Below are 20797 nucleotides of genomic sequence, written 5' to 3'. Positions count from 1 at the left end.
AATGTTTTAATTATTCTGGAGCTTGCCCACCTTTTACAGTTATACCCATAGAACGTGCAGTTCCAGCAACCATTTTCATAGCAGATTCAACAGTAAAACAGTTCATGTCCGCTAACTTGTCTTCAGCAATAGCTCTCACTTGATCCCAAGTAACAGTACCAACTTTTTGACGGTTTGGCACACCTGATGCTTTTTTCAATTTCGCAGCTTCCATTAACTGAACAGCAGCTGGTGGAGTTTTAATTACGAAATCAAATGATTTGTCTTGATACACCGTAATAACAACTGGTAACACTGCACCTTGTTTTTCTTGTGTACGTCCATTAAATTGTTTACAAAACTCCATGATGTTAACACCTGCAGCACCTAAAGCCGGACCTACTGGTGGCGAAGGATTTGCTTGTCCTCCTTTAACTTGAAGTTTTACAACTTTTTCAATTTTTTTTGCCATTTTTTTAATTCTTAAAATTAAGCGTTATGTGGAAGCAGCCTAAATTTTCTACTTTTAATTTGTTGATTGATCATGCAATCTTTTCAACTTGGTTAAAACTTAACTCAAGTGGGGTTTTACGTCCGAAGATTAAAACCATCACTTCAAGTTTGCGTTTGTCTTCAATGATTTTCTCAACCGTTCCGTTGAAGCCATTGAATGGTCCGTCGATTACTTTTACATTTTCACCTACAATGTAAGTTACTCCAAGATTTGTATCAACATTTTCTGCTAATTCGTCAACTTTACCTAACATTCGGTTAACTTCCGATTGTCTCATTGGTACAGGATCACCTCCTTTGGTTGCACTCAAAAAGCTAATTACACCAGATGTATTCTTTACCATGTGAGGTATTTCTCCCACAAGCTCAGCTTCTATCATGATGTAGCCAGGAAAATGTACTTTTTCCTTTTGATATTTTTTACCGTTGCGGATTTGAATCACTTTTTCCATAGGAACAACAATTTGTCCTACATAATCATTCAAATTTTGGTACTGAATTTCTCTTTCAATATAATCTTTAACTTTCAGCTCTTGTCCAGCTACAGTCTTGATTACATACCATTTCTTTTCACTCATGATTCTAATTACTAAACGGGATATTATATAAACTAAAAAGCGCCGTAGATAAAGTTAAGCACTTGTGTGAATAATGTATCTACCGCATATAAAAATATAGCTAACAGAACTGTAGCTATTGCAACAATAATAGTGTCTCTTTGTAAATCAGAAAAAGATGGCCATGTTACATGTTCTTTAAACTCTACAAAGGATTCTTTTACATATTGTACGATTTTCATATCGTTTTCATTTAGCACGGGCACAAGGATTCGAACCCTGATCAACGGTTTTGGAGACCGCTATTCTACCATTGAACTATGCCCGTAGAATAAAAAGAGTGGTAATCATTGAAGATTACCACATCTTCTATATTATTGATTGACTATAATTAGTCTAAAATTTCAGTTACCTGACCTGCACCAACTGTACGTCCACCTTCACGGATTGCGAAACGTAAACCTTCGTTTAATGCAATTGGTTGTAATAATTCAACTGTAATAGTTAAGTTATCTCCTGGTAAAACCATCTCAACACCTTCTGGTAAGTTGATTTCCCCTGTTACGTCAGTTGTACGTACGTAGAACTGAGGACGGTAACGGTTGTGGAATGGAGTGTGACGACCACCTTCTTCTTTAGTTAAGATATAAACCTCAGCTTTGAATTTTTTGTGTGGTTTAACAGATCCTTGTTTACAAATAACCATACCACGACGGATTTCTGTTTTCTCAACACCACGTAATAATAAACCTACATTATCACCAGCTTCACCTCTATCTAAGATTTTACGGAACATTTCAACCCCAGTTACAGTAGAAGTTAATTTTTCTTCTCCCATACCTACGATATCAACTGGATCACCAGAGTTAATAACACCAGCCTCGATACGTCCTGTTGCAACAGTACCACGACCTGTAATAGAGAATACATCCTCTACTGGCATTAAGAATGGTTTGTCAGAGTCACGTACTGGTTCTTCAATCCAGTTATCAACTTCTTCCATTAAATGCAATAAAGCATCAACCCATTTTTGTTCTCCGTTTAATGCACCTAAAGCAGATCCTTGAACAACTGGAGTGTTATCTCCATCGTACTCGTAAGAAGACAATAAATCTCTTACTTCCATCTCTACTAATTCTAATAACTCAGCATCGTCAACCATATCTACTTTGTTTAAGAAAACAACGATACGAGGAACGTTTACTTGGCGACATAATAAGATGTGCTCACGAGTTTGAGGCATTGGCCCATCAGTAGCAGCAACTACCAAGATACCACCATCCATTTGAGCAGCTCCTGTAACCATGTTCTTTACGTAATCCGCGTGACCTGGACAGTCAACGTGCGCGTAGTGACGGTTAGCAGTTTCATACTCTACGTGAGATGTATTAATTGTAATACCACGCTCTTTCTCCTCTGGAGCATTATCGATTTGATCGAAAGCTTTTGCTTCTGAAAAACCAGCATCAGCTAATACTTTAGTAATTGCTGCAGTTGTAGTGGTTTTACCGTGGTCAACGTGACCAATAGTACCAATATTTAAGTGCGGCTTATTACGGTTGAAAGTTTCCTTTGCCATTTTACTTTTTATTAATTTCTATTGTTATACTTAAATTTAAAAAAAATAACTTTTAATTATTTCAAGTGCAAAAATACACTTTTTAATTTATATAAAGGTATTTATTTTTGATTCGCCAACCTTAGATTAAATAAGTTTCAACAACTACTTACAAAGATTAACTACACTAGCGAACTAGAATTTGAGCGGGAAACGAGACTCGAACTCGCAACATTCAGCTTGGAAGGCTGACGCTCTACCAATTGAGCTATTCCCGCATTCACTTCTAAAAAGCTTTGCAAATTTAAAGATTAAATCCTAAACCACAAAACTTTTAAAAATTAAGTTTGTGGGGAGAGCAGGATTCGAACCTGCGAAGGTGAAACCAACGGATTTACAGTCCGTCCTCGTTGGCCGCTTGAGTATCTCCCCGCCTTACCTTTTGTTCTTATAAAAAAACTTAGAGCCGATAGAGGGACTCGAACCCACGACCTGCTGATTACAAATCAGCTGCTCTAGCCAGCTGAGCTACATCGGCATTATTTATTTATAAAAGACTTATTTTAAAAGAACAGTCCGTTAAAATTGTTTGTTTAACGGACTGCAAATTTACGCTGTTTTTTGAATTAACCAAATTTTTATGATTTTTTTTTTAGCTAATTCTTCAATTTTTATCGATCGCTAATTTTTTCCTTTTTTCTGATAATTAATTTTTTCAATGTATCTACCGACAAATCAATACATTCCTCAAAAGACTGTCCAGTTTTACTCACAACGATATCATCTCCGGGTACTTCTAATTTGATATCAACTGTCTTGTTGTTTTTTTCTGCAGTATTCTCTAATTTAAAAGAAACGTTTGCTGCAATGATTTTGTCTGACAAAGTTTCTAATTTTTCTAATTTTTTTTCTAAATACTCCTCTAAACCTGGTTTAGTATTGAAGTTTACTGCTTGAAAGTTAATTGTCATAATTACTCTTTTTTGTTCTCACGTGGGTGAGCTTTGTTAAACACTTTTTTTAAATTTTCTATACTTCCATGTGTATAAATTTGAGTCGATGACAAACTTGAATGCCCTAAAATATCTTTCACTGCATTCAAATCTGCTCCAGAATCTAACATATGGGTCGCAAATGAATGCCTCAACATATGAGGACTTTTTTTATGTTTTACACTTATAAGACTAAGGTAATATTTAACTTTGGAATAAACAAGATTATCATACAAAGGTTTTCCTTTTTCTGTTACAAAAACATTCGTACATTGTAGGGTAATTTCGTTATGTTTTCGTGTATTGTAAATTGCTAAATCTTCTAACAAAAAAGTTGAAATCGGAATTATACGTTCTTTGTTTCTTTTTCCTAAAACTTTAATAGAGAGCGTAGCTGGATCAATGTCATTTTCTTTCAAACCTATCAATTCGGCACGTCGAATACCTGTTTGATACATCACATCAATCATCAAACGATCTCTTACTCCTTCAAACGTATCAGGAAAGAATTCATCATTATTCAACAAATCATTTAATTCTGTCTGTGTAAATGGAACCAGCACTTGTTTATTTTGCTTGAGAGAATGTATTTGTTCAATTGGGTTAATCGTTAAATGACTTTCCTTGATTAAATATTTATAAAACGTGCGCAGCGCGCTTAATTTTCGATTTACTGTTTTCTCCGACTTCTGTAATTCGGATAAGTACATTACAAATGCACGAATATGATTTTTGGTTGCGTGTTGAATTTCAGATGAATCTTCTTCTTGTTGATAAAACTCAACAAAATCATCTAAATCTCTTTTGTAACTTGTAATTGTTAGCGTAGAATAGTTTTTCTCGAGCGCTAAATAATCTAAGAATAGTTGAATTAATTCCATAAAAAAACCTATTCATCAAAGTTACAACTTTAATAAATAGGTCAATAGAAATTAATTCTTTATATTGTTTAAAACAGCTATTTACGCTTCTTCTTGTGCCAATAAAGATTGTTTGTAGATTGCTCTACTCATCTTAATTCTGTTTGAAACAGAAGGTTTTGTAAATTGTTGACGTGCTCTTAGCTGACGTACAACACCTGTTTTATCAAATTTTCTTTTGTATTTTTTTAGAGCTCTTTCGATTGACTCTCCGTCTTTTACTGGTATAATCAACATAATTTTATCTATTTCTTTTTGAGATGGCAAATATACAACTCTTTAGTAATTAAACAAATCCTTTTGCATTAATCTTTCAAAATATTTCTTCCAATAACTAATTTTTGGATTTCAGTTGTTCCTTCTCCAATTGTACATAACTTAGAATCTCGGTAAAATTTTTCTACTGGAAAATCTTTTGTATAGCCGTATCCTCCAAATATTTGTACCGCTTCGTTCGATATTTTAACACAAGCTTCCGATGCATAATATTTTGCCATAGCACCTTCTGTTGTCATTGGTTTTTTATGATTTTTTAGATAAGAAGCTTTGCGAATTAATAATTCAGAAGCTTCAATTTCAGTTACCATTTCAGCTAATTTGAAATTAATTGCTTGGAAATTGGCAATTGCAGTTCCAAATTGGTGACGCTCTTGTGCATATTTTAAAGCAGCTTTATACGCTCCTTTTGCAATACCTAAGGATAAAGCCGCGATAGAAATTCGACCACCATCTAAAATTTTCAATGCTTGTTTGAAACCATCTCCTACATTTCCTAAACGATTAGCATCAGAAACACGTACGTTATCAAAGATTAATTCTGCTGTTTCAGAAGCACGCATGCCTAATTTATTTTCTTTTTTACCTGAAGTAAAACCTGGTGTTCCTTTTTCGATAACAAAAGCTGTTGCATTATTTTTAGCTCCTTTTTCTCCTGTACGTGTCATCACAACTGCTACATCTCCAGAAATGGCGTGTGTAATAAAGTTTTTTGCACCATTGATTACCCATTCATCACCATCTTTAACAGCTGTTGTTGACATTCCTCCTGCATCAGATCCTGTATTGTGCTCTGTTAATCCCCAAGCTCCAATCCATTCTGCTGTTGCTAATTTTGGTAACCATCGTTGTTTTTGTTCTTCGTTTCCGAATTCTAAAATATGATTTGTACAAAGTGAGTTGTGCGCAGCTACAGACAATCCAATAGAAGGGTCGACTTGTGAGATTTCATCTACAATCGATACATATTCATCATAAGACAATCCGCTTCCTCCGTATTCTTCTGGAACAACAATTCCCATGAATCCCATTTTTCCAAGTTCTTTAAAAACTTCTACAGGAAAAGTTTGAGCTTCATCCCATTCCATAATATTAGGCTGAATGTATTGTTTTGCAAAATCTCTTGCAGACTGTGCGATTAATGATAAATTTTCATTTTCTAAGAAATCCATTTTTTTGAGTTTTATTATTTTTTTATGACTTAGCTTCAAAAGTAATAAATTTCTATTAAGTGAAAAGTTTTTCTTTTACGATTATTTTTATTCATTAAAAATAATTGACTCTCAGCGGTTTTAATTTAAAAAAAACTGAATTAACTACAAATGTTTAAAGTCATTTTAAAAAATGATTTTAAACATTTTAATTCGGATAGATTAATCCGAGATTTGTTGTCAGAAATTAAAAACAATGATTATGAAAAAAGGACTTATACTATTGGGAGCAATCTTAACTTCAGCAATTTCATTTGGTCAAGAAGCAGGAGAGTTGCATATGCGTGTTAGAGCAACAGGTGTAGTTCCTGTAGAAAATGCTAAAATTGAAGCTATAGGTGGAAATGTAGCTGTTACGAATAATGTTATTCCTGAAATTGACTTTACGTATTATATTACGAAAAATCTTGCAGCCGAATTAATATTAGGAACGTCTAAACATGAAGTTGTTGCTGTAAATACGGCATTAGGAAATTTAGATTTAGGTCGTGTAATGTTACTTCCTCCTACTGTAAATGTGCAATACCATATGTATCCTACAAAAAATTTAAAACCTTATATTGGAGCTGGAATTAACTATACAATTTTCTACGACGAAGGTGCAGGAAAAGGTAGAAATGCAGCTGTAACAAGTGTTGATTATGAAAATAAAGTAGGCTTCGGATTTCAATTAGGATTTGATTATAAAATCAATGATAAATTATATTGGAACGTGGATGTTAAAAAATTATATTTAAACACAGATGTAACAGTTGGAGCTGCTTTGGATCAACAAGTTTATGTGCCAGCAGATGTAGATCTTAATCCTTGGTTAATCAGTACTGGTATTGGGTTCAAATTATTCTAAAATCGACCTTTTATATATATTATGATTTTTTAAAAATAAAGAAAAATCAAAAAGAGAAGCAATTGCTTCTCTTTTTTTATTTAAATTATCTCTCTACCCTTTTATCTTCTATTTGATTGATTCGAAAATATTCTCGAACCGAAACAAAAGTAGGTTCTATATGCACCAACACATCTTTTACTTGAGGCATTTTTGCTTGAACAGCATCTTTTAGATCATGGCTAATTTTATGTCCTTCTACAACTGAAATAGAGCCATCTACAATCGCATGTAAATCCACATAATAATTCATTCCGTTCTTACGAACATTACATTTTTCGGTCGCCATAACACCTGGTACATTTAAGGCTATTTCACGAATTTGTTCAATTTCATCTTCATACAATTGTTCATCCATAATTTCGCCCAAAGCAGGACGAAGAATTTTATATGCATTATATAAAATGAACGTTGATGCAAAAAGTGCTGCTACATCGTCTGCAGCTTCCCAACCTGGTCCCATCACCAAAGAAATCGAGATTCCGATAAATGCCATTAGCGAAGTTATCGCATCTGATCGATGGTGCCAAGCATCCGCTTTTAAAGAAGAACTATTGGTCTCGACACTTTTTCGCATCACATATTGAAACGATAATTCTTTAAACAGTATAATTCCTCCAAGAACTAATAACGTAAAAGGTTTGGGTTGATGATGTGGTGTAATAATATTTGTAATACTCTCCTTCGCAATAATAATCGCAGAAACAATCAGAAAAGTAACCACTAAGAATGTAATTAACGCTTCAGCTTTTCCGTGTCCATACGGATGATTTTCATCTGCTGGTTTAGCTGAATACTTCAGCCCAAAGAATACAAATATTGATGAAAAAACATCTGCCGAAGATTCGATAGCATCTGCAATAAGCGCGTATGAATTTCCAAAATAACCAGCCAAAAACTTAATTCCAGCCAAAGAAGCATTTCCTACAATACTAAAAATCGAAGCTTTGATTGCTTTTTCCGAATTATCATTCATACCAAAAAAATAAGCCCTACAAATGTAAGGCTTATTCTAAATTTATTTCTTAAAAATTTATTTTGCTAAGAAAGGGTATTTATAATCTGTCGCAGGAACTAATGTTTCTTTGATAGTTTGAACAGAAGTCCAACGTAACAAGTTCATTGCAGATCCAGCTTTATCATTTGTACCAGAAGCACGTGCTCCACCAAATGGTTGTTGCCCAACTACAGCTCCTGTTGGTTTGTCGTTGATGTAGAAGTTTCCACAAGCATTTTTCAATGCATTAGATGCGATTCCCACAGCAGCACGATCTTTCGAGAAGATAGAACCTGTTAAAGCATAAGCAGAAGTTTCGTCTACTAATTTTAAAGTTGCTTCAAATTCATTTTCATCATATACATAAACAGACAATACAGGTCCGAAGATTTCTTCTACCATTGATTCGTATTGAGGATTTGTTACTTTGATTACTGTTGGTTGAACAAAGTATCCTACAGAATCGTCATACGTACCACCAATTACAACTTCAGCTTCAGAAGATGCATGTGCACGATCAATATATGCTTTTGATTTTTCGAAAGAATTTTTATCAATAACAGCAGTCATGAAATTAGAGAAATCTTCAGGAGAACCTAATGTCACAGTTGCTAACATTTCTTTCATTTGTTTTTCTACCTCGTTCCATAAATTAGAAGGGATGTAAGCACGAGAAGCTGCAGAACATTTTTGTCCTTGGTATTCGAATGCTCCACGAACTAAAGCTACAGCAACTTCTGTTGCACAAGCAGATTTGTGAACCATAACGAAATCTTTTCCTCCTGTTTCTCCTACAATACGAGGGTAAGTTCTATAATTATTAATATTATCACCAATTTGTTTCCATAAAGTATTGAAAACTTTTGTTGAACCTGTGAAGTGTAATCCAGCAAAATCTTTGTGCTCTAAAACTGTTTTTGCAGTTTCTGCTCCATCAGTTAAAATCATATTGATTACACCATCTGGTAAACCAGCTTTTTTGAACACTTCCATAGTCACTTTAGCAGCTAAAGTTTGTTTATCTGAAGGTTTCCAAACAACAACATTCCCCATCAAAGCCATACAAGAAGGTAAGTTACCAGCAATTGCAGTAAAGTTGAAAGGAGTGATAGCGAATGTAAATCCTTCTAATGGACGATAATCTACGCGATTCCATACTCCCGGAGAAGAGACTGGTTGATCTGCATAAATTTCTGTCATATACTGTACATTGAAACGTAAAAAGTCGATTAACTCACAAGCTGAATCAATTTCTGCTTGCATCGCATTTTTAGATTGTCCAATCATCGTTGCAGCATTTATTTTTGCACGGTAAGGACCAGCAATTAAATCTGCAGCTTTTAAGAAAATTGCCGCTCTATCTTCCCAAGGCATTGCAACCCAAGCTTCTTTTGCAGCTAACGCTGTATCTATCGCTTTTCTTACATCGTCTTGAGTTCCTTCGTGGAAATAACCAACCACTTTTTGGTGATCGTGTGGAGGACGAATTTCTTTTTTATTTCCTGAAAAAATCTCTTCAGAACCAATGTATTGCGGAACCTCTGTCACCTCGTTAAACATTTTTTTGTATGCGTCTAATAATTGCGCGCGCTCTGGCGTACCAGGAGCATACGATTTCACCTCTTCATTAACAGCTTGAGGAATTTGAGCAAATGATTTTGACATTCTTATTATTTTGTTTGTTTATACTTATTCAAAGTCCAAATTTATGAAAAATAAATGAAAATTTTCAGTTTGAATAATTAACTAAATTGCCTCTTTATATTAATCTTTTTGATCCGTATCATTCTTATCTTTAGGTTGAATCACTTGTTTTTCGATATTCTCTAAATACTAAATTTGCATTTCCTGAATTTCTAATAATTTTTTGTTTTGATGAACCAATAAATGATCTATTTTTTCACTTAATAATTTTATCTCCAATTCAGCTTTCAAATTGATTTTATAATCGTGTTCAGCTCTATCCCTGTCTTTATCTTCTTGTCGATTTTGGCTCATCATGATAATCGGTGCTTGAATCGCCACTAAACAAGAAAGAATTAAATTCAATAAAATAAACGGATAAGGGTCAAATCCTTTGTTATGTAACATCCAGAAGTTAAGTAACATCCACGCTAATAAAAACACAAAAAACGCAACAATAAACGTCCAACTTCCTCCAAAAGTAGCCACATTATCAGCTATTTTTTCACCAATTGTTAATGTTTTTACTGTTTCTTCTTTGATATTTTCTGAAAGAATCGAATTATTTCGAATTGCTTCTATAACATCTTGATCCAATTTTTCCATTTCACCTTTTTCTTGCGAAATCAAATTAGCAAAAAATAAACGACGATATTTATTTAGAACTTTAATTGAAACATTTTCTTCTTCGGATATATCTGGATAATCTTGTTGAATTAATTTAAAAATTTCTTGTTGAATCTCTTTACCTTTCACAGCTTCATAGCGATGAATTGGTTTTTGTGTTACAAAACATTTCATAATAGTCTATTTGAGTCAAAAATTTTCTAACAAAAAACGCTCCTAAAATTAGAAGCGTTTACTGGATTAAAAGTTATTCGTGTAATAATCGAAATATTTACAATTTGATTTGATTTCTTGATACGCTTTCGTATCTGAATATTGTTTTAAACTCTTGAAATTAGAACGATAATTTGCCACTTTATATGCCAATATTTTATTTTCATTCGAATATTGATCTTCATACAAACGTTTCAAAACTGGATCTTTTGCATTGTAAAAACGACCTTGTTCATTCTTTGATAATGCAAACAATAGTTGCGCTTTCATCTCTTTATCCTTAGTTGCATCAAACGCTTTTTTCAAATAATTTTCTGAAGGTGTAAAATTATCAACATAATATCCACCCCAACCAAAACTTTTATAAAAGAAATTTGTTGTTGCTTCATATTCCGAATCATAATTATGATATTTTGGTCCATTCTCGTTGTTTCGATCAAATGTCAACAAATAGCGATAATACCCTAAAGTTGTTGTGTTGTAATAAAAATTTCCTAATAAATAATTTGCTTTCGCACCTTCTTCAGAATTTTTTTTCCCGATTTTATTCAATTCAATCATTGCATTCGTCAATTCTAATTTTGACATTTTAGATTTGATAAATTTGAACTCATTCAAATAAGGCGTTTCAATTACCTGATTTTCATCACAGTTAAAACATTCAATTTTATTGTACCCAAAAATCTTACTTGGAATATTATGAAAGCCATCAAATTGGTTTTCTACCCAAGTTTTTGTTTCTTTTTCTGTCGAATAATTGTAATCATACACAAAATATGAACTTTCGGAAGTATGAAATGTTGGATCTATTTTTTCGAATTCCTTCTTTGCTAAATCAAATTTCATTTCGCCCAAATAAATAGTCCCTTTGAAATCAGCTAAATAATCAGCTAATTTAAATTGAATATCCGTTGATTTTTCGGTTCTCCAATCCCATGAACTCGATTTTACTTTTGTATTGATTAAATATTTTTCGAAAGCTGTTTTATTCGTTTTCTTATCCAATTTATCCAAATCGTTGATAATCGCCCAATTCGGATTTGAACCTAATTGTGTAATTTCGTTATGAATCAAAAACGCTTTTCCTTTATCTCCTTGCAAAAAATATCGATTTGCCAAAACGTCTAAAATGACATTTTTTAGATTCATTTTTTGATTCTCACTAATAGGATATTCGTATTCATTTTCTGGTAATTTTGGGTATTCGTAATGAAGGATTGACGCATATTTTTGCATCAATTGATTCTCAAAACTATCCGTAATTTTCTTTTGTTCGAAAATTTCTAATAAAACTTGAATTACATTTTTTTGTTGTTGAAATTCTTTCGAGGTCGAATTTACTTTTGCTAAATACGTCTTCGTTTCGGTAAAATTTTTATTCAATAAATTCAAATAAGCAACCGATAAATTCCAAAATTCTTTGTTATCGGCTTTTGTAGCTTGTAATTTTGCTAAGGCAATCAACTCATTAATTTGAATTTCTTCTTTCGAATTATCAACCGAACTTCCATAATATTCGTTATTCAATTTTACAGGCAAATACAAATCCGCGTATTTTTTTCGTTCTTGTGTCGAACCCCAATAATAATCTTCAGGATTTTGTTGCAAATATTGACGCTCGATTAAATTGATAGAACGCGCAAATAAAATTCGAGCTTGTGGCGCATTCACATCATTTGCAATAATTTTTTTCGCGGGTGCTAACGGATTAGAAAAGTCATTGTAACCAATCAATAGATACAAATCATTTTTCTCTTGTGCAGTTTTTGCATTTGCCAAAAGCTTCTCATAATTTAAATCTTGTGTCACGTTCATCGACTGATAAGCACTTAATTTACGGTCATTAGAATGTGAAAAAACTTCGAAAAAATCATAATTCGCTTGTACATAATTTCCGAGTGCACGTTCGGCACCACCTTTTTGATCTAACGCATAATAATACATCGAATTTTTTAGTCCCTGAGAAGCTACATACATGTTAAAATAGTTAATAGCATCTCTGTATTCATGGAAATAATGTGCAAAACGAACCAGTTGATAACCATAACGCATTTTCAATTCTTTATCTGTTTCCGCATTCCAACTCTTCTTTAGAACCTCAAGAACTTTTTTATAATTTAGATTATTAACATTTTTTTCTGGACGATCGACATACGACCACTCACCATTATCAATGTAATAAAATGCCATGTAAGGCTCTAAATATTTGGCATATGATAAATAAAGCAATTGTTGTTTATTCTTTTTTATCCAATCTGTTGTCGCAAAATTGGTTGTTGAATTGGTTGATTTTCCAGTTTTAATCATCGAATCAACTTCTTGTTTTGATGCTTTAAAAACCAATTCGTAAGCTTGTTGATATGTGATTCCTAATGTTTTTTGCCAATCTAAAATATTCTCATTTTTCTGATTTTCATCAATCGAATAATATGGATTATCCAATGTCATCAAAAAAGGTTGATATTGTGGCGCTTCACTTAATGTTTGAGAAAAAAGATTGTAATAATAGTAATCTTCTCCTCCTCCATCAGCGCAAGCAAATGCTTGAGTTAGTCCAAAGATTAAACTTAATGATAGTACTATTTTTTTCATAGATCTTTAGGAATTGTATTTAAAAATTTTGAATCTAAATGATAATAGATCAAACGGTAATTGTCTTTTAATTTTGTATCGATAAACGACTTTGTTTCAACTAATAATTGAGGTGATATTGTTTCTACTTTAATGGTAAAACCTTTGCTCACATAAAAATTTCGAACGAAGAAATCATCTTCAACTTCGTAAAAACCTTCACGAACTTTTTTCACAGGTTTCCCTATCAAATCTTGCTCCGAAAAAGAATTGATTAACTTTATTTTTCCAAGATGATTTGTTAAAATCGCCCATGAATAAATTGGCAAAGCCACATCTAATTTGATTGGATAATCTTCTAAATTTTGTAAATAATCTTTGGCTATTTTCAAATCTAAAATTGAATTGTTTTCAGTTTGATCGGTCGGATTTTCGGTAGCATAACACATCAAAACCATTTTATCCAATGGTGGAACACCTTCTTGCTCTTTAAATTTCACTTGATGCAAGCGTAAAGTGGCAGAAATTTGTTTGCCCGAAATATGTTTCAATTCAGACAAAAATGTAAAATAATTTTCTCGTGTCGATTTTGTCCAATCGCAATCAATTTGAATTTCATCAAAGCTTTTTAAGCTTCCTCTTTCAGCTGTTTCGTTCAAAAAATTAAACACATCTTTAGCCAAAATTTTTACTTGATCTTTGGATATATTTAGAAAAGTTTGATTGGTAATAAAAATGGTCGGAATATAATTAACGTTAAGTTTTGTTGCATCAAAATTCTGAATAATCCCAATTGGTGAAATTTTATTTGCTTTTTTATCTACATCAAAAAAACGAATGTAAACATTCTCTACCTTTAGGTAATCGACTGTATTTTTCTCCATTTCATTGATCGAAAAATTACTTCGCCAATAATAAAAATCTACGGGAGATTTTTTGGTTTCGGAAGTACATCCAACCAAAAAAAACAATATAGTGAGTGATAAAAATCTGAATATAAAGTTCATGTCCAAATTTAAATAGAATTATAGTGAATTCTATCGTTAATTATAGTGAAATTTTTAAATCTAAAATTTAGAAAAATTCATTTGAAGTAATTTATCTCCTCGAATTTCCTGATCCGTACCCCATCAAAATATCGTAACGTTGTCCCCAAGGTCTATAGTAAAATAAAGCTTGGTATTGGTTTTCGGTTTGCCAAAAACTTCCACTCACATAACTTGGATCTATTTTTCCTGTTTTGGTGTTTTTTACAACGTATTGGTAATTGTAATAGCCTTGTTTCAAAAATAATTCGGTTACCCAAAGTCCTGAATTATCTTTCTCTAATCTCGAATTTTCATCAATATTCCAATTATTAAAAGCTCCCACGACATAAGGTTCATACAATCCGTTTTGATCTTCGAACGCATCTAACGCAAAATATACCCACGAATAATCAGCTTCAGAATTCGCTGCATATTCATTTCCATAACGGTTATTTCGGATATAAAAATTACCATCAATATCTGGGTAATCATCATATGGTAAATTGTATTTCGGAAAATCTACGCGTAAAACAGTATGGTATACACTATCTTTTCTGAATGTTTTTTCGGTTGTCATACTCGGAACCTCCAAATTTTTATTATCAAACCAATTGTATTCAGCTCCTCCTTCAAAAAGTGTATTGGTATCGTTGTATGTTAATTGATTTGGACGAGAAAATGATGGTCGATTAACAAAATAACCTTCGTTCCAATTGTTATTTTTCATCAAAAATAACTTTGCTCCATCTGGAACTTCCGTCAAATTTTGAGTTCCACTTGAAACCTGAACTTGTAAGCGCTGATTCAATTCTTTTACAGTTGGATTATTAAAACGAGAAACCACCACGCCAACATCAGTAATTGGTTGATAAACGGCAAATCTTTTCGTAAAAATAGGGTTGTCATCCGTATCCAAATACACTTTCAAAATGTAATTTCCTGGTAACTTAATATTCATTTGTTCGTTCGGAAATTGAATTTGATAATTGGTGTATTTTTGATAAGTATTGAAAGAGTTTTTATATGTACGTGCATAATCTGCATTTACACCATTTAGAAATTCGGATTGAAAAATATTTGATTCTGTCCAATCTGCATTTCGATGCTCGATAGAATATTGGTAACGTCTATATCCTGCATTAATATCATCAAAAAGAAAAAATAAACTTTCCTCTGAACCTAACTTGATAATTGGTGTATTGTCGTTTGTTTGTGGATTAAAAACTTGAATAGTTTTAATATTTTTTGGTGGATTAACTTCTTGATATTGTCCTAAAACAATTGTCGTTAATAAACACAGGATAATCGAATAGAATTTCATTTTCATTACTATTTTGATTGATAAAAATACAAAAAAGCGTGTGTCTTTTTACAAAGACACACGCTTATATAACTTTAAAATTTATTTTTTAGTACAAAGCAGGAAACTCATTTGGTTTTGCTTCGCGCATCAATTCATAAACCTTTTCAGTAATATCATCTACAGAAGGTTTTGAAAAATAATCTCCATCTGTCGCATAAGCAGGACGGTGAGCTTTCGCTGTAATCGTCAATGGTGCGCTATCTAATGTAAAATATCCACCTTGTTTTTCGACAATTTCTTGTAACAAAAATGCACTTGCTCCACCAGGAACATCTTCGTCAACAATTACTAAACGATTGGTTTTTGATAAACTTTTTGCAACATCTGCATTAATATCGAATGGTAATAATGATTGTGCATCAATTACCTCAACCGAAATTCCTAATTGTTCTAATTCTTTTGCTGCCTCCATTACAATTCTCCAAGTAGAACCATAAGTTAACAACGTTACATCTTGTCCTTCTTTTGTGATTTCAACTTCACCAATTGGCGTTGTAAATTCTCCAATATTTGTTGGTGCAGGTTCTTTCAGACGGTAACCGTTCAGACTTTCAACCACAATTGCAGGTTCATCTGCTTGCATTAATGTATTGTAAAAACCTGCTGCTTTAGTTAGATCGCGAGGAACTAAAACATTCACACCACGAACCAAATTCAATATACCTCCCATTGGAGAACCAGAATGCCAAACACCTTCTAATCGGTGCCCACGCGTTCTGATTATTACCGGTGCTTTCTGACCACCATTTGTACGATAAAGTACAGTTGCTAAATCATCTGAAATTCCTTGTAAACAATAAAGAATATAATCTAAGTATTGAATTTCTGCAATAGGGCGTAAACCACGCATTGCTAACCCAATTCCTTGACCAAGAATTGTTGCTTCACGAATTCCTGTATCTGAAATCCGATCGATTCCATATTTCGCTTGAAGACCTTCTAAACCTTGGTTTACATCACCAATATTTCCAGCATCTTCTCCGAAAACTAATGCTTTTGGATACTTTTCGAAAAGTTTATCAAAGTTATCACGAACTATTACACGACCATCTTCTAATACTGGATTATCACCAAACTCAGGTTTCACTTGCGGAACTTGAGTTGCTGTACCTGAAACTAATTTCGTCGAATAAATTTCTTCTTCACGTTTCATTTTCGTATCCAACCAAGAAATTAATTCAGTTTTTGAACTTAAATTCTCAGAACGAGTTAAACGAATTATTTTACGAACTGCACCATAAACATCACGTTTAAATGGGCTTTTCTTCGATTTTAAATTATTAATTTCAATATTGATAAATGCTGAATTTACACTTTCTGAACCAACTTTCATTAATAAATCTAATGCTTGATTTTTCAACTCTAAAATTGGATTCAAATAATCATCCCAACATTGTTTTTGAGATTTTTTTACTTCTGCTTTTACTTCTGCTTCTAATTTATCCAACTCTTCTGCTGTAATAATTGCATCCGAATGATCTGCAAATGCTAAAATATATTCGCGGAATTTTGCTATTCCATCGTATTCTTTTTCCCAAGCTAAACGCTCTTCTGATTTGTAACGTTCGTGTGAACCAGACGTAGAGTGACCTTGTGGCTGTGTACATTCTTGCACGTGTACAATACATGGAATATGATGCTCACGCGCAAATCTTTCTGCACGAGTATATGCTTCGATCAACGCTGGATAATCCCAAGCTTTTACAGTAATAATTTCGTAACCTCTTTCGTTTTCTGTTCTTCCAAAACCTGATAATAGTTCAGAAAGATTCGATTTTGTACGTTGAAATTTAGCTGGAACGGAAATTCCATAGCCATCGTCCCAAATAGAAACCACCATTGGCACTTGAAGAACTCCACCCGCATTTATCGTTTCCCAAAAATGTCCTTCAGATGTACTTGCATCACCAATTGTACCGAATGCAATTTCATTTCCACTTACAGAAAATTGTTGTTCTTCATCGGCTTGTGGTACATTTCTAAAATATTTTGATGCTTGTGCTAATCCTAATAAACGTGGCATTTGTCCCGCTGTAGGAGAAATATCTGCACTCGAATTTTTTTGCGCTGTTAGTTTTTTCCAAGAACCATCTTCGTTTAAAGATCTTGTTCCGAAGTGAGAAGTCATTTGACGACCTCCAGATGAAGGTTCTTTTTCTAAATCAGTTAAAGCGTATAATTGTGCGAAAAATTGTTCAACTGTTAGTTGACCAATAGCGAACATAAATGTCTGATCGCGGTAATACCCCGAACGGAAATCTCCATCTTTGAATACCTTTGCCATTGCAATTTGTGGTAACTCTTTTCCATCACCAAAAATTCCAAATTTTGCTTTCCCTGTAAGTACTTCTCTTCTTCCTAAAAGACTTGCTTCACGAGACATAAAAGCCGTTCTATAATCACTAATGATTTGACTTTTAAACTCTTCGAAAGTAATTTTATTTACCTCTTTTGTTTCCATTTCTTTTGTTTGTTGCATCACAAATTTAACAAAAGATTTGTAACTTACACCATACAATTTACGTCTAACGAATAGATTATAATTTTATATCATCCTATTAATAACACTAAAAATAAATACATGAAAAAAACTTTATTGAGTTTATGTTTGGTTTTTGCTTTTGCAAATTCATCGTATGTAATGGCTCAAACTAAAGCTGGAGGAGCAACTTTTGTAACTCAAGTAGAAGGAATAAAAGAGTACAAACTATCTAATGGTTTGCAAGTTTTATTACTTCCTGATCAATCTCAAAGTAATGTTGTCGTAAACATTGTTTACAATGTAGGTTCTAAACATGAAGGTTACGGAGAAAAAGGAATGGCGCATTTGTTAGAACATATGTTGTTTAAATCGACTAAAAACCTTGGTGATATCAAAAAAATGTTATCTGATAAAGGTGGAATAGCAAATGGAACAACATGGTATGATCGTACAAATTATTATGAAATCTTTCCTTCAAGTGATGAAAATTTACGTTGGAGTATCGAAATGGAAGCTGATCGAATGATTAATGCAACCATCAAACAAGAAGATTTAGATAAAGAGTTTTCGGTTGTTCGCAATGAATTTGAAATTGGAGAAAATAATCCTTCAAGTGTACTGATGGAACGTGTGATTTCTGCTGGATATTTATGGCACAATTACGGAAAGTCGACGATTGGTTCCAAAGAAGATATCGAACGTGTTAAAACACCTCAATTACGGAAATTCTACGAAAAATACTATCAACCTGATAATGCTACATTAATTATTGCAGGAAAGTTTGACGAGAAAAAAACAATGGATTATGTCAATCAATATTTTGCTCCAATTCCAAAACCAACTCGTGTTTTAGACGAAGTCTTAACCGTTGAACCAGCACAAGACGGTGAAAAATTTGTAGAAGTAAAACGCGCAGGTGATTCTCAATCTGTTGGCGTGATGTATCACGTTGCAGCTTACAGCGACAAAGATTATGCAGCGATTGATGTGTTGAACAATATTCTGACTTCAGATCCATCTGGGTATTTATATAAAGCTTTAGTAGACACACACAAAATTGCTTCTATTTGGGCATTTAGTCCAGAAGTTCGTGATGCGAGTTTCTTTTATATTGGAACAGAAATTCCGAAAGAGAAAAATATTGAACAAACGAAAAATGATATTCGTGCAGAATTAGATAAAGTTGCCACAATTAATTATACTGATCAAGATGTACAACGTGCAAAAGCGAATATTATCAAGAACATCGAAAATAGAAAAAATAACACCATTAATTTTGCAATTGCTTTAACCGAAATTGTTGGTGCTGGTGATTATCGCTTAGGATTCTTGTACCGCGATAATATCGAAAAAGTAACAAAAGAAGATATCAAGCGTGTTGCTGAAAAATATTTTAGAGCGAACAATAGAACGGTTGGAACATTTATTCCTACAAAAGATGAAATTCGTGTAAAACCGAATGAATTAACGAATAAACAAATTACAGAATTAGTTTCAAATTATAAAGGTCGTGCTGCAGAGAAGGAAGCAAAACCTTTCGAAGCTTCGATCAAAAATCTTAAAGCGCATTATGCAGAAGGGAAATTGAACAATGGATTAAAATACGGAATCATCGATAAAGAAATCAAAGGTGAAAAAGTTATTTTATCATTCAATTTACCTGTTTCGAATGAAAAAGATTTAGCGAATAAAGGAATTATTGGTCAATTAACGGCTGAATTGTTAATGTCTGGAACGAAGAATCTAACAAAAGAACAAATCAAAGATCAATTAGATGAGTTGAAATCTTCTGTCGGATTTAGATTTAGTGGACAAACGTTATCCGTAACAATTAATACGTACAAAAATTCATTAGACAAAACAATGGATATCGTTCGTCAAATTATTACAGAACCAACTTTCCCTCAAGCCGAATTAACAAAAACTGTAAATGAATACACCACTTATTTAGACGCTAACACTAACGATCCACAAGCTTTAGCTTTCAATGAGATTAATCGTTTAACTTCTAATTATCCAAAATCATCTATTTTTTATACTGCTTCTTTTAGTGAATTAAAAGATGAAATTAAAACTATAAAACAAACTGATTTAGTTAATTTTTATAAAAACATTTTAGGTGCGCAAAACGGAGTTGTTTCTGTCGTTGGAACTAATGATAAAACTAAAGTTGAAAAAATACTGAGTGATACATTTGGCAAATGGAATAGTAAATCGAAATACGAAAAAGCATATCCAATGTTTACAGCAACTAAAAAAGAAGACAAATTATACAACATTGCTGACAAAGAAAATGCAGCTGCAGTTGGATCAATTAACTTCAAAATGAATCGTGAAAGTGCAGATTATGCAGCAATGGTTATGGCAAACGAAATGATTGGTAGCGGTGGATTTTTATCTGCTCGTATTCCTATGCGATTGAGAGAAAAAGAAGGTATCAGCTACGGTGCAGGTTCGTATGTTTCTATTCCAAACGATCCTAAAAACGATGTTGCTTCTTGGGGATATTACGCATTTTTGAATCCTACTAAACGTGAAGCTGTTGAAATAGCATTGAAAGAGGAAGTTGCAAAAGCATTGAAAGATGGTTTCACAGCTGAAGAATTAAAAACAAATATCGTAAGTTGGAAAAATGGACGTAACACATCTTTGGGAATGGATGGTACTTTATTAAGTTTATCGAATGGTTATTTATTGAACGGAATTAGTTTTGATGATTTCGATAATTTAGAGAAAAAAGTTGATGCTCTGAATGTAAGTCAAGTAAATGAAGTTTTCAAAAAATACATTTCATTAGACAAATTGACTTCTGTTTACACGGGAACTTTTGATAAAAAATAACTTTAATCATACTCATTTCAAAAAAAGAAGCCGTCTCAATATTAAAATTTGAGGCGGTTTTTTTTATTTGAATTAATTTCCAATAAAATTTCATCATTTT

The 20797-nt window shown here is 32.9% G+C and carries 17 protein-coding genes and 4 tRNA genes; 2 read left to right on the top strand and 19 right to left on the bottom strand.

From position 1 onward, the window contains the following. Nucleotides 1-10: 10 nt before the first annotated feature. The 12 genes from rplK to HX088_RS03715 all read right to left on the bottom strand — a co-directional run bounded on the left by rplK (nucleotide 11) and on the right by HX088_RS03715 (nucleotide 5967). The gene (rplK, locus tag HX088_RS03770) at nucleotides 11-451 is read right to left on the bottom strand and encodes a 50S ribosomal protein L11 (RefSeq protein WP_019974310.1); all 441 of its coding nucleotides are present in this window, start codon (nucleotides 449-451) and stop codon (nucleotides 11-13) included. A 70-nt stretch (nucleotides 452-521) separates the two neighbouring features. Next, on the bottom strand, nucleotides 522-1070 hold the full coding sequence (nusG, locus tag HX088_RS03765) for a transcription termination/antitermination protein NusG (RefSeq protein ID WP_171622820.1): 549 nt from the start codon (nucleotides 1068-1070) through the stop codon (nucleotides 522-524). Between the two features lie 32 nt (nucleotides 1071-1102). Further along, nucleotides 1103-1291 (bottom strand): preprotein translocase subunit SecE, encoded by a 189-nt coding sequence (secE, locus tag HX088_RS03760; RefSeq protein ID WP_171622821.1) that lies wholly within the window; start codon nucleotides 1289-1291, stop codon nucleotides 1103-1105. A gap of 15 nt (nucleotides 1292-1306) precedes the next feature. Further along, nucleotides 1307-1377: transfer RNA gene (locus HX088_RS03755), tRNA-Trp, on the bottom strand. 63 nt (nucleotides 1378-1440) lie between these two features. After that, complete coding sequence (tuf, locus tag HX088_RS03750; RefSeq protein ID WP_171622822.1) at nucleotides 1441-2628, bottom strand: elongation factor Tu; 1188 nt, start codon at nucleotides 2626-2628, stop codon at nucleotides 1441-1443. A 184-nt stretch (nucleotides 2629-2812) separates the two neighbouring features. Beyond that, nucleotides 2813-2885: transfer RNA gene (locus HX088_RS03745), tRNA-Gly, on the bottom strand. A gap of 72 nt (nucleotides 2886-2957) precedes the next feature. Next, nucleotides 2958-3039 (bottom strand) — tRNA-Tyr (locus tag HX088_RS03740). 32 nt (nucleotides 3040-3071) lie between these two features. Then, nucleotides 3072-3145, bottom strand: a tRNA-Thr gene (locus HX088_RS03735). 133 nt (nucleotides 3146-3278) lie between these two features. Continuing rightward, complete coding sequence (gene hpf, locus HX088_RS03730; RefSeq protein ID WP_171622823.1) at nucleotides 3279-3578, bottom strand: ribosome hibernation-promoting factor, HPF/YfiA family; 300 nt, start codon at nucleotides 3576-3578, stop codon at nucleotides 3279-3281. A 2-nt stretch (nucleotides 3579-3580) separates the two neighbouring features. After that, a complete protein-coding gene (locus HX088_RS03725; RefSeq protein ID WP_171622824.1) occupies nucleotides 3581-4480 on the bottom strand; it encodes a tyrosine-type recombinase/integrase in 900 nt (299 codons plus the stop codon). A gap of 81 nt (nucleotides 4481-4561) precedes the next feature. Then, entirely contained in the window at nucleotides 4562-4756 is a 195-nt protein-coding gene (gene rpsU / locus HX088_RS03720) for a 30S ribosomal protein S21 (RefSeq protein WP_171622825.1), read from the bottom strand. A gap of 68 nt (nucleotides 4757-4824) precedes the next feature. After that, nucleotides 4825-5967, bottom strand: a complete 1143-nt coding sequence (locus tag HX088_RS03715; RefSeq protein ID WP_171622826.1) for an acyl-CoA dehydrogenase family protein — start codon at nucleotides 5965-5967, stop codon at nucleotides 4825-4827. A 241-nt stretch (nucleotides 5968-6208) separates the two neighbouring features. On the opposite strand from HX088_RS03715, the gene HX088_RS03710 reads away from it, so the two are divergent. After that, on the top strand, nucleotides 6209-6853 hold the full coding sequence (locus HX088_RS03710) for an OmpW/AlkL family protein (RefSeq protein WP_260541202.1): 645 nt from the start codon (nucleotides 6209-6211) through the stop codon (nucleotides 6851-6853). Between the two features lie 85 nt (nucleotides 6854-6938). Here the strand turns inward: HX088_RS03710 and HX088_RS03705 are convergent, their stop codons facing one another. From HX088_RS03705 to HX088_RS03675, 7 genes are all read right to left on the bottom strand, one after another. Next, on the bottom strand, nucleotides 6939-7868 hold the full coding sequence (locus HX088_RS03705) for a cation diffusion facilitator family transporter (protein ID WP_260541204.1): 930 nt from the start codon (nucleotides 7866-7868) through the stop codon (nucleotides 6939-6941). 57 nt (nucleotides 7869-7925) lie between these two features. Then, nucleotides 7926-9554, bottom strand: coding sequence for an L-glutamate gamma-semialdehyde dehydrogenase (gene pruA, locus HX088_RS03700; protein WP_225541235.1), 1629 nt, complete (start codon nucleotides 9552-9554; stop codon nucleotides 7926-7928). Nucleotides 9555-9722: 168 nt separating this feature from the next. Then, on the bottom strand, nucleotides 9723-10373 hold the full coding sequence (locus HX088_RS03695; protein WP_286483481.1) for a DUF1003 domain-containing protein: 651 nt from the start codon (nucleotides 10371-10373) through the stop codon (nucleotides 9723-9725). 66 nt (nucleotides 10374-10439) lie between these two features. After that, on the bottom strand, nucleotides 10440-13004 hold the full coding sequence (locus tag HX088_RS03690; protein WP_284584234.1) for a hypothetical protein: 2565 nt from the start codon (nucleotides 13002-13004) through the stop codon (nucleotides 10440-10442). Then, complete coding sequence (locus HX088_RS03685) at nucleotides 13001-13867, bottom strand: hypothetical protein (protein WP_284584235.1); 867 nt, start codon at nucleotides 13865-13867, stop codon at nucleotides 13001-13003. Before HX088_RS03685 ends, HX088_RS03690 begins: the two co-directional genes overlap by 4 nt. Before the next feature lie 214 nt (nucleotides 13868-14081). After that, on the bottom strand, nucleotides 14082-15338 hold the full coding sequence (locus tag HX088_RS03680; protein WP_286483480.1) for a type IX secretion system plug protein: 1257 nt from the start codon (nucleotides 15336-15338) through the stop codon (nucleotides 14082-14084). 82 nt (nucleotides 15339-15420) lie between these two features. Continuing rightward, the gene (locus tag HX088_RS03675) at nucleotides 15421-17835 is read right to left on the bottom strand and encodes an alpha-ketoacid dehydrogenase subunit alpha/beta (protein ID WP_284584236.1); all 2415 of its coding nucleotides are present in this window, start codon (nucleotides 17833-17835) and stop codon (nucleotides 15421-15423) included. Nucleotides 17836-17955: 120 nt separating this feature from the next. Here HX088_RS03675 and HX088_RS03670 point away from each other — a divergent pair, with 120 nt between their 5' ends. Beyond that, nucleotides 17956-20697, top strand: a complete 2742-nt coding sequence (locus tag HX088_RS03670) for a M16 family metallopeptidase (protein ID WP_284584237.1) — start codon at nucleotides 17956-17958, stop codon at nucleotides 20695-20697. Nucleotides 20698-20797: the final 100 nt, after the last annotated feature.

The organism is Empedobacter sp. 225-1 (genome assembly GCF_030328185.1).
In the GTDB taxonomy this organism is placed as follows: Bacteria; Bacteroidota; Bacteroidia; order Flavobacteriales; family Weeksellaceae; genus Empedobacter; species Empedobacter stercoris.
Note: the sequence above shows the minus strand (reverse complement) of the source record. Positions and strands in the feature narration are given on the sequence as shown.

What these genes read in the sequence shown, in the direction of transcription:
- rplK (WP_019974310.1), bottom strand. Translation starts at nt 451, where the DNA reads ATGGCAAAAAAAATTGAAAAAGTTGTAAAACTTCAAGTTAAAGGAGGA.
- nusG (WP_171622820.1), bottom strand. Translation starts at nt 1,070, where the DNA reads ATGAGTGAAAAGAAATGGTATGTAATCAAGACTGTAGCTGGACAAGAG.
- secE (WP_171622821.1), bottom strand. Translation starts at nt 1,291, where the DNA reads ATGAAAATCGTACAATATGTAAAAGAATCCTTTGTAGAGTTTAAAGAA.
- tuf (WP_171622822.1), bottom strand. Translation starts at nt 2,628, where the DNA reads ATGGCAAAGGAAACTTTCAACCGTAATAAGCCGCACTTAAATATTGGT.
- hpf (WP_171622823.1), bottom strand. Translation starts at nt 3,578, where the DNA reads ATGACAATTAACTTTCAAGCAGTAAACTTCAATACTAAACCAGGTTTA.
- HX088_RS03725 (WP_171622824.1), bottom strand. Translation starts at nt 4,480, where the DNA reads ATGGAATTAATTCAACTATTCTTAGATTATTTAGCGCTCGAGAAAAAC.
- rpsU (WP_171622825.1), bottom strand. Translation starts at nt 4,756, where the DNA reads ATGTTGATTATACCAGTAAAAGACGGAGAGTCAATCGAAAGAGCTCTA.
- HX088_RS03715 (WP_171622826.1), bottom strand. Translation starts at nt 5,967, where the DNA reads ATGGATTTCTTAGAAAATGAAAATTTATCATTAATCGCACAGTCTGCA.
- HX088_RS03710 (WP_260541202.1), top strand. Translation starts at nt 6,209, where the DNA reads ATGAAAAAAGGACTTATACTATTGGGAGCAATCTTAACTTCAGCAATT.
- HX088_RS03705 (WP_260541204.1), bottom strand. Translation starts at nt 7,868, where the DNA reads ATGAATGATAATTCGGAAAAAGCAATCAAAGCTTCGATTTTTAGTATT.
- pruA (WP_225541235.1), bottom strand. Translation starts at nt 9,554, where the DNA reads ATGTCAAAATCATTTGCTCAAATTCCTCAAGCTGTTAATGAAGAGGTG.
- HX088_RS03695 (WP_286483481.1), bottom strand. Translation starts at nt 10,373, where the DNA reads ATGAAATGTTTTGTAACACAAAAACCAATTCATCGCTATGAAGCTGTG.
- HX088_RS03690 (WP_284584234.1), bottom strand. Translation starts at nt 13,004, where the DNA reads ATGAAAAAAATAGTACTATCATTAAGTTTAATCTTTGGACTAACTCAA.
- HX088_RS03685 (WP_284584235.1), bottom strand. Translation starts at nt 13,867, where the DNA reads ATGGAGAAAAATACAGTCGATTACCTAAAGGTAGAGAATGTTTACATT.
- HX088_RS03680 (WP_286483480.1), bottom strand. Translation starts at nt 15,338, where the DNA reads ATGAAAATGAAATTCTATTCGATTATCCTGTGTTTATTAACGACAATT.
- HX088_RS03675 (WP_284584236.1), bottom strand. Translation starts at nt 17,835, where the DNA reads ATGGAAACAAAAGAGGTAAATAAAATTACTTTCGAAGAGTTTAAAAGT.
- HX088_RS03670 (WP_284584237.1), top strand. Translation starts at nt 17,956, where the DNA reads ATGAAAAAAACTTTATTGAGTTTATGTTTGGTTTTTGCTTTTGCAAAT.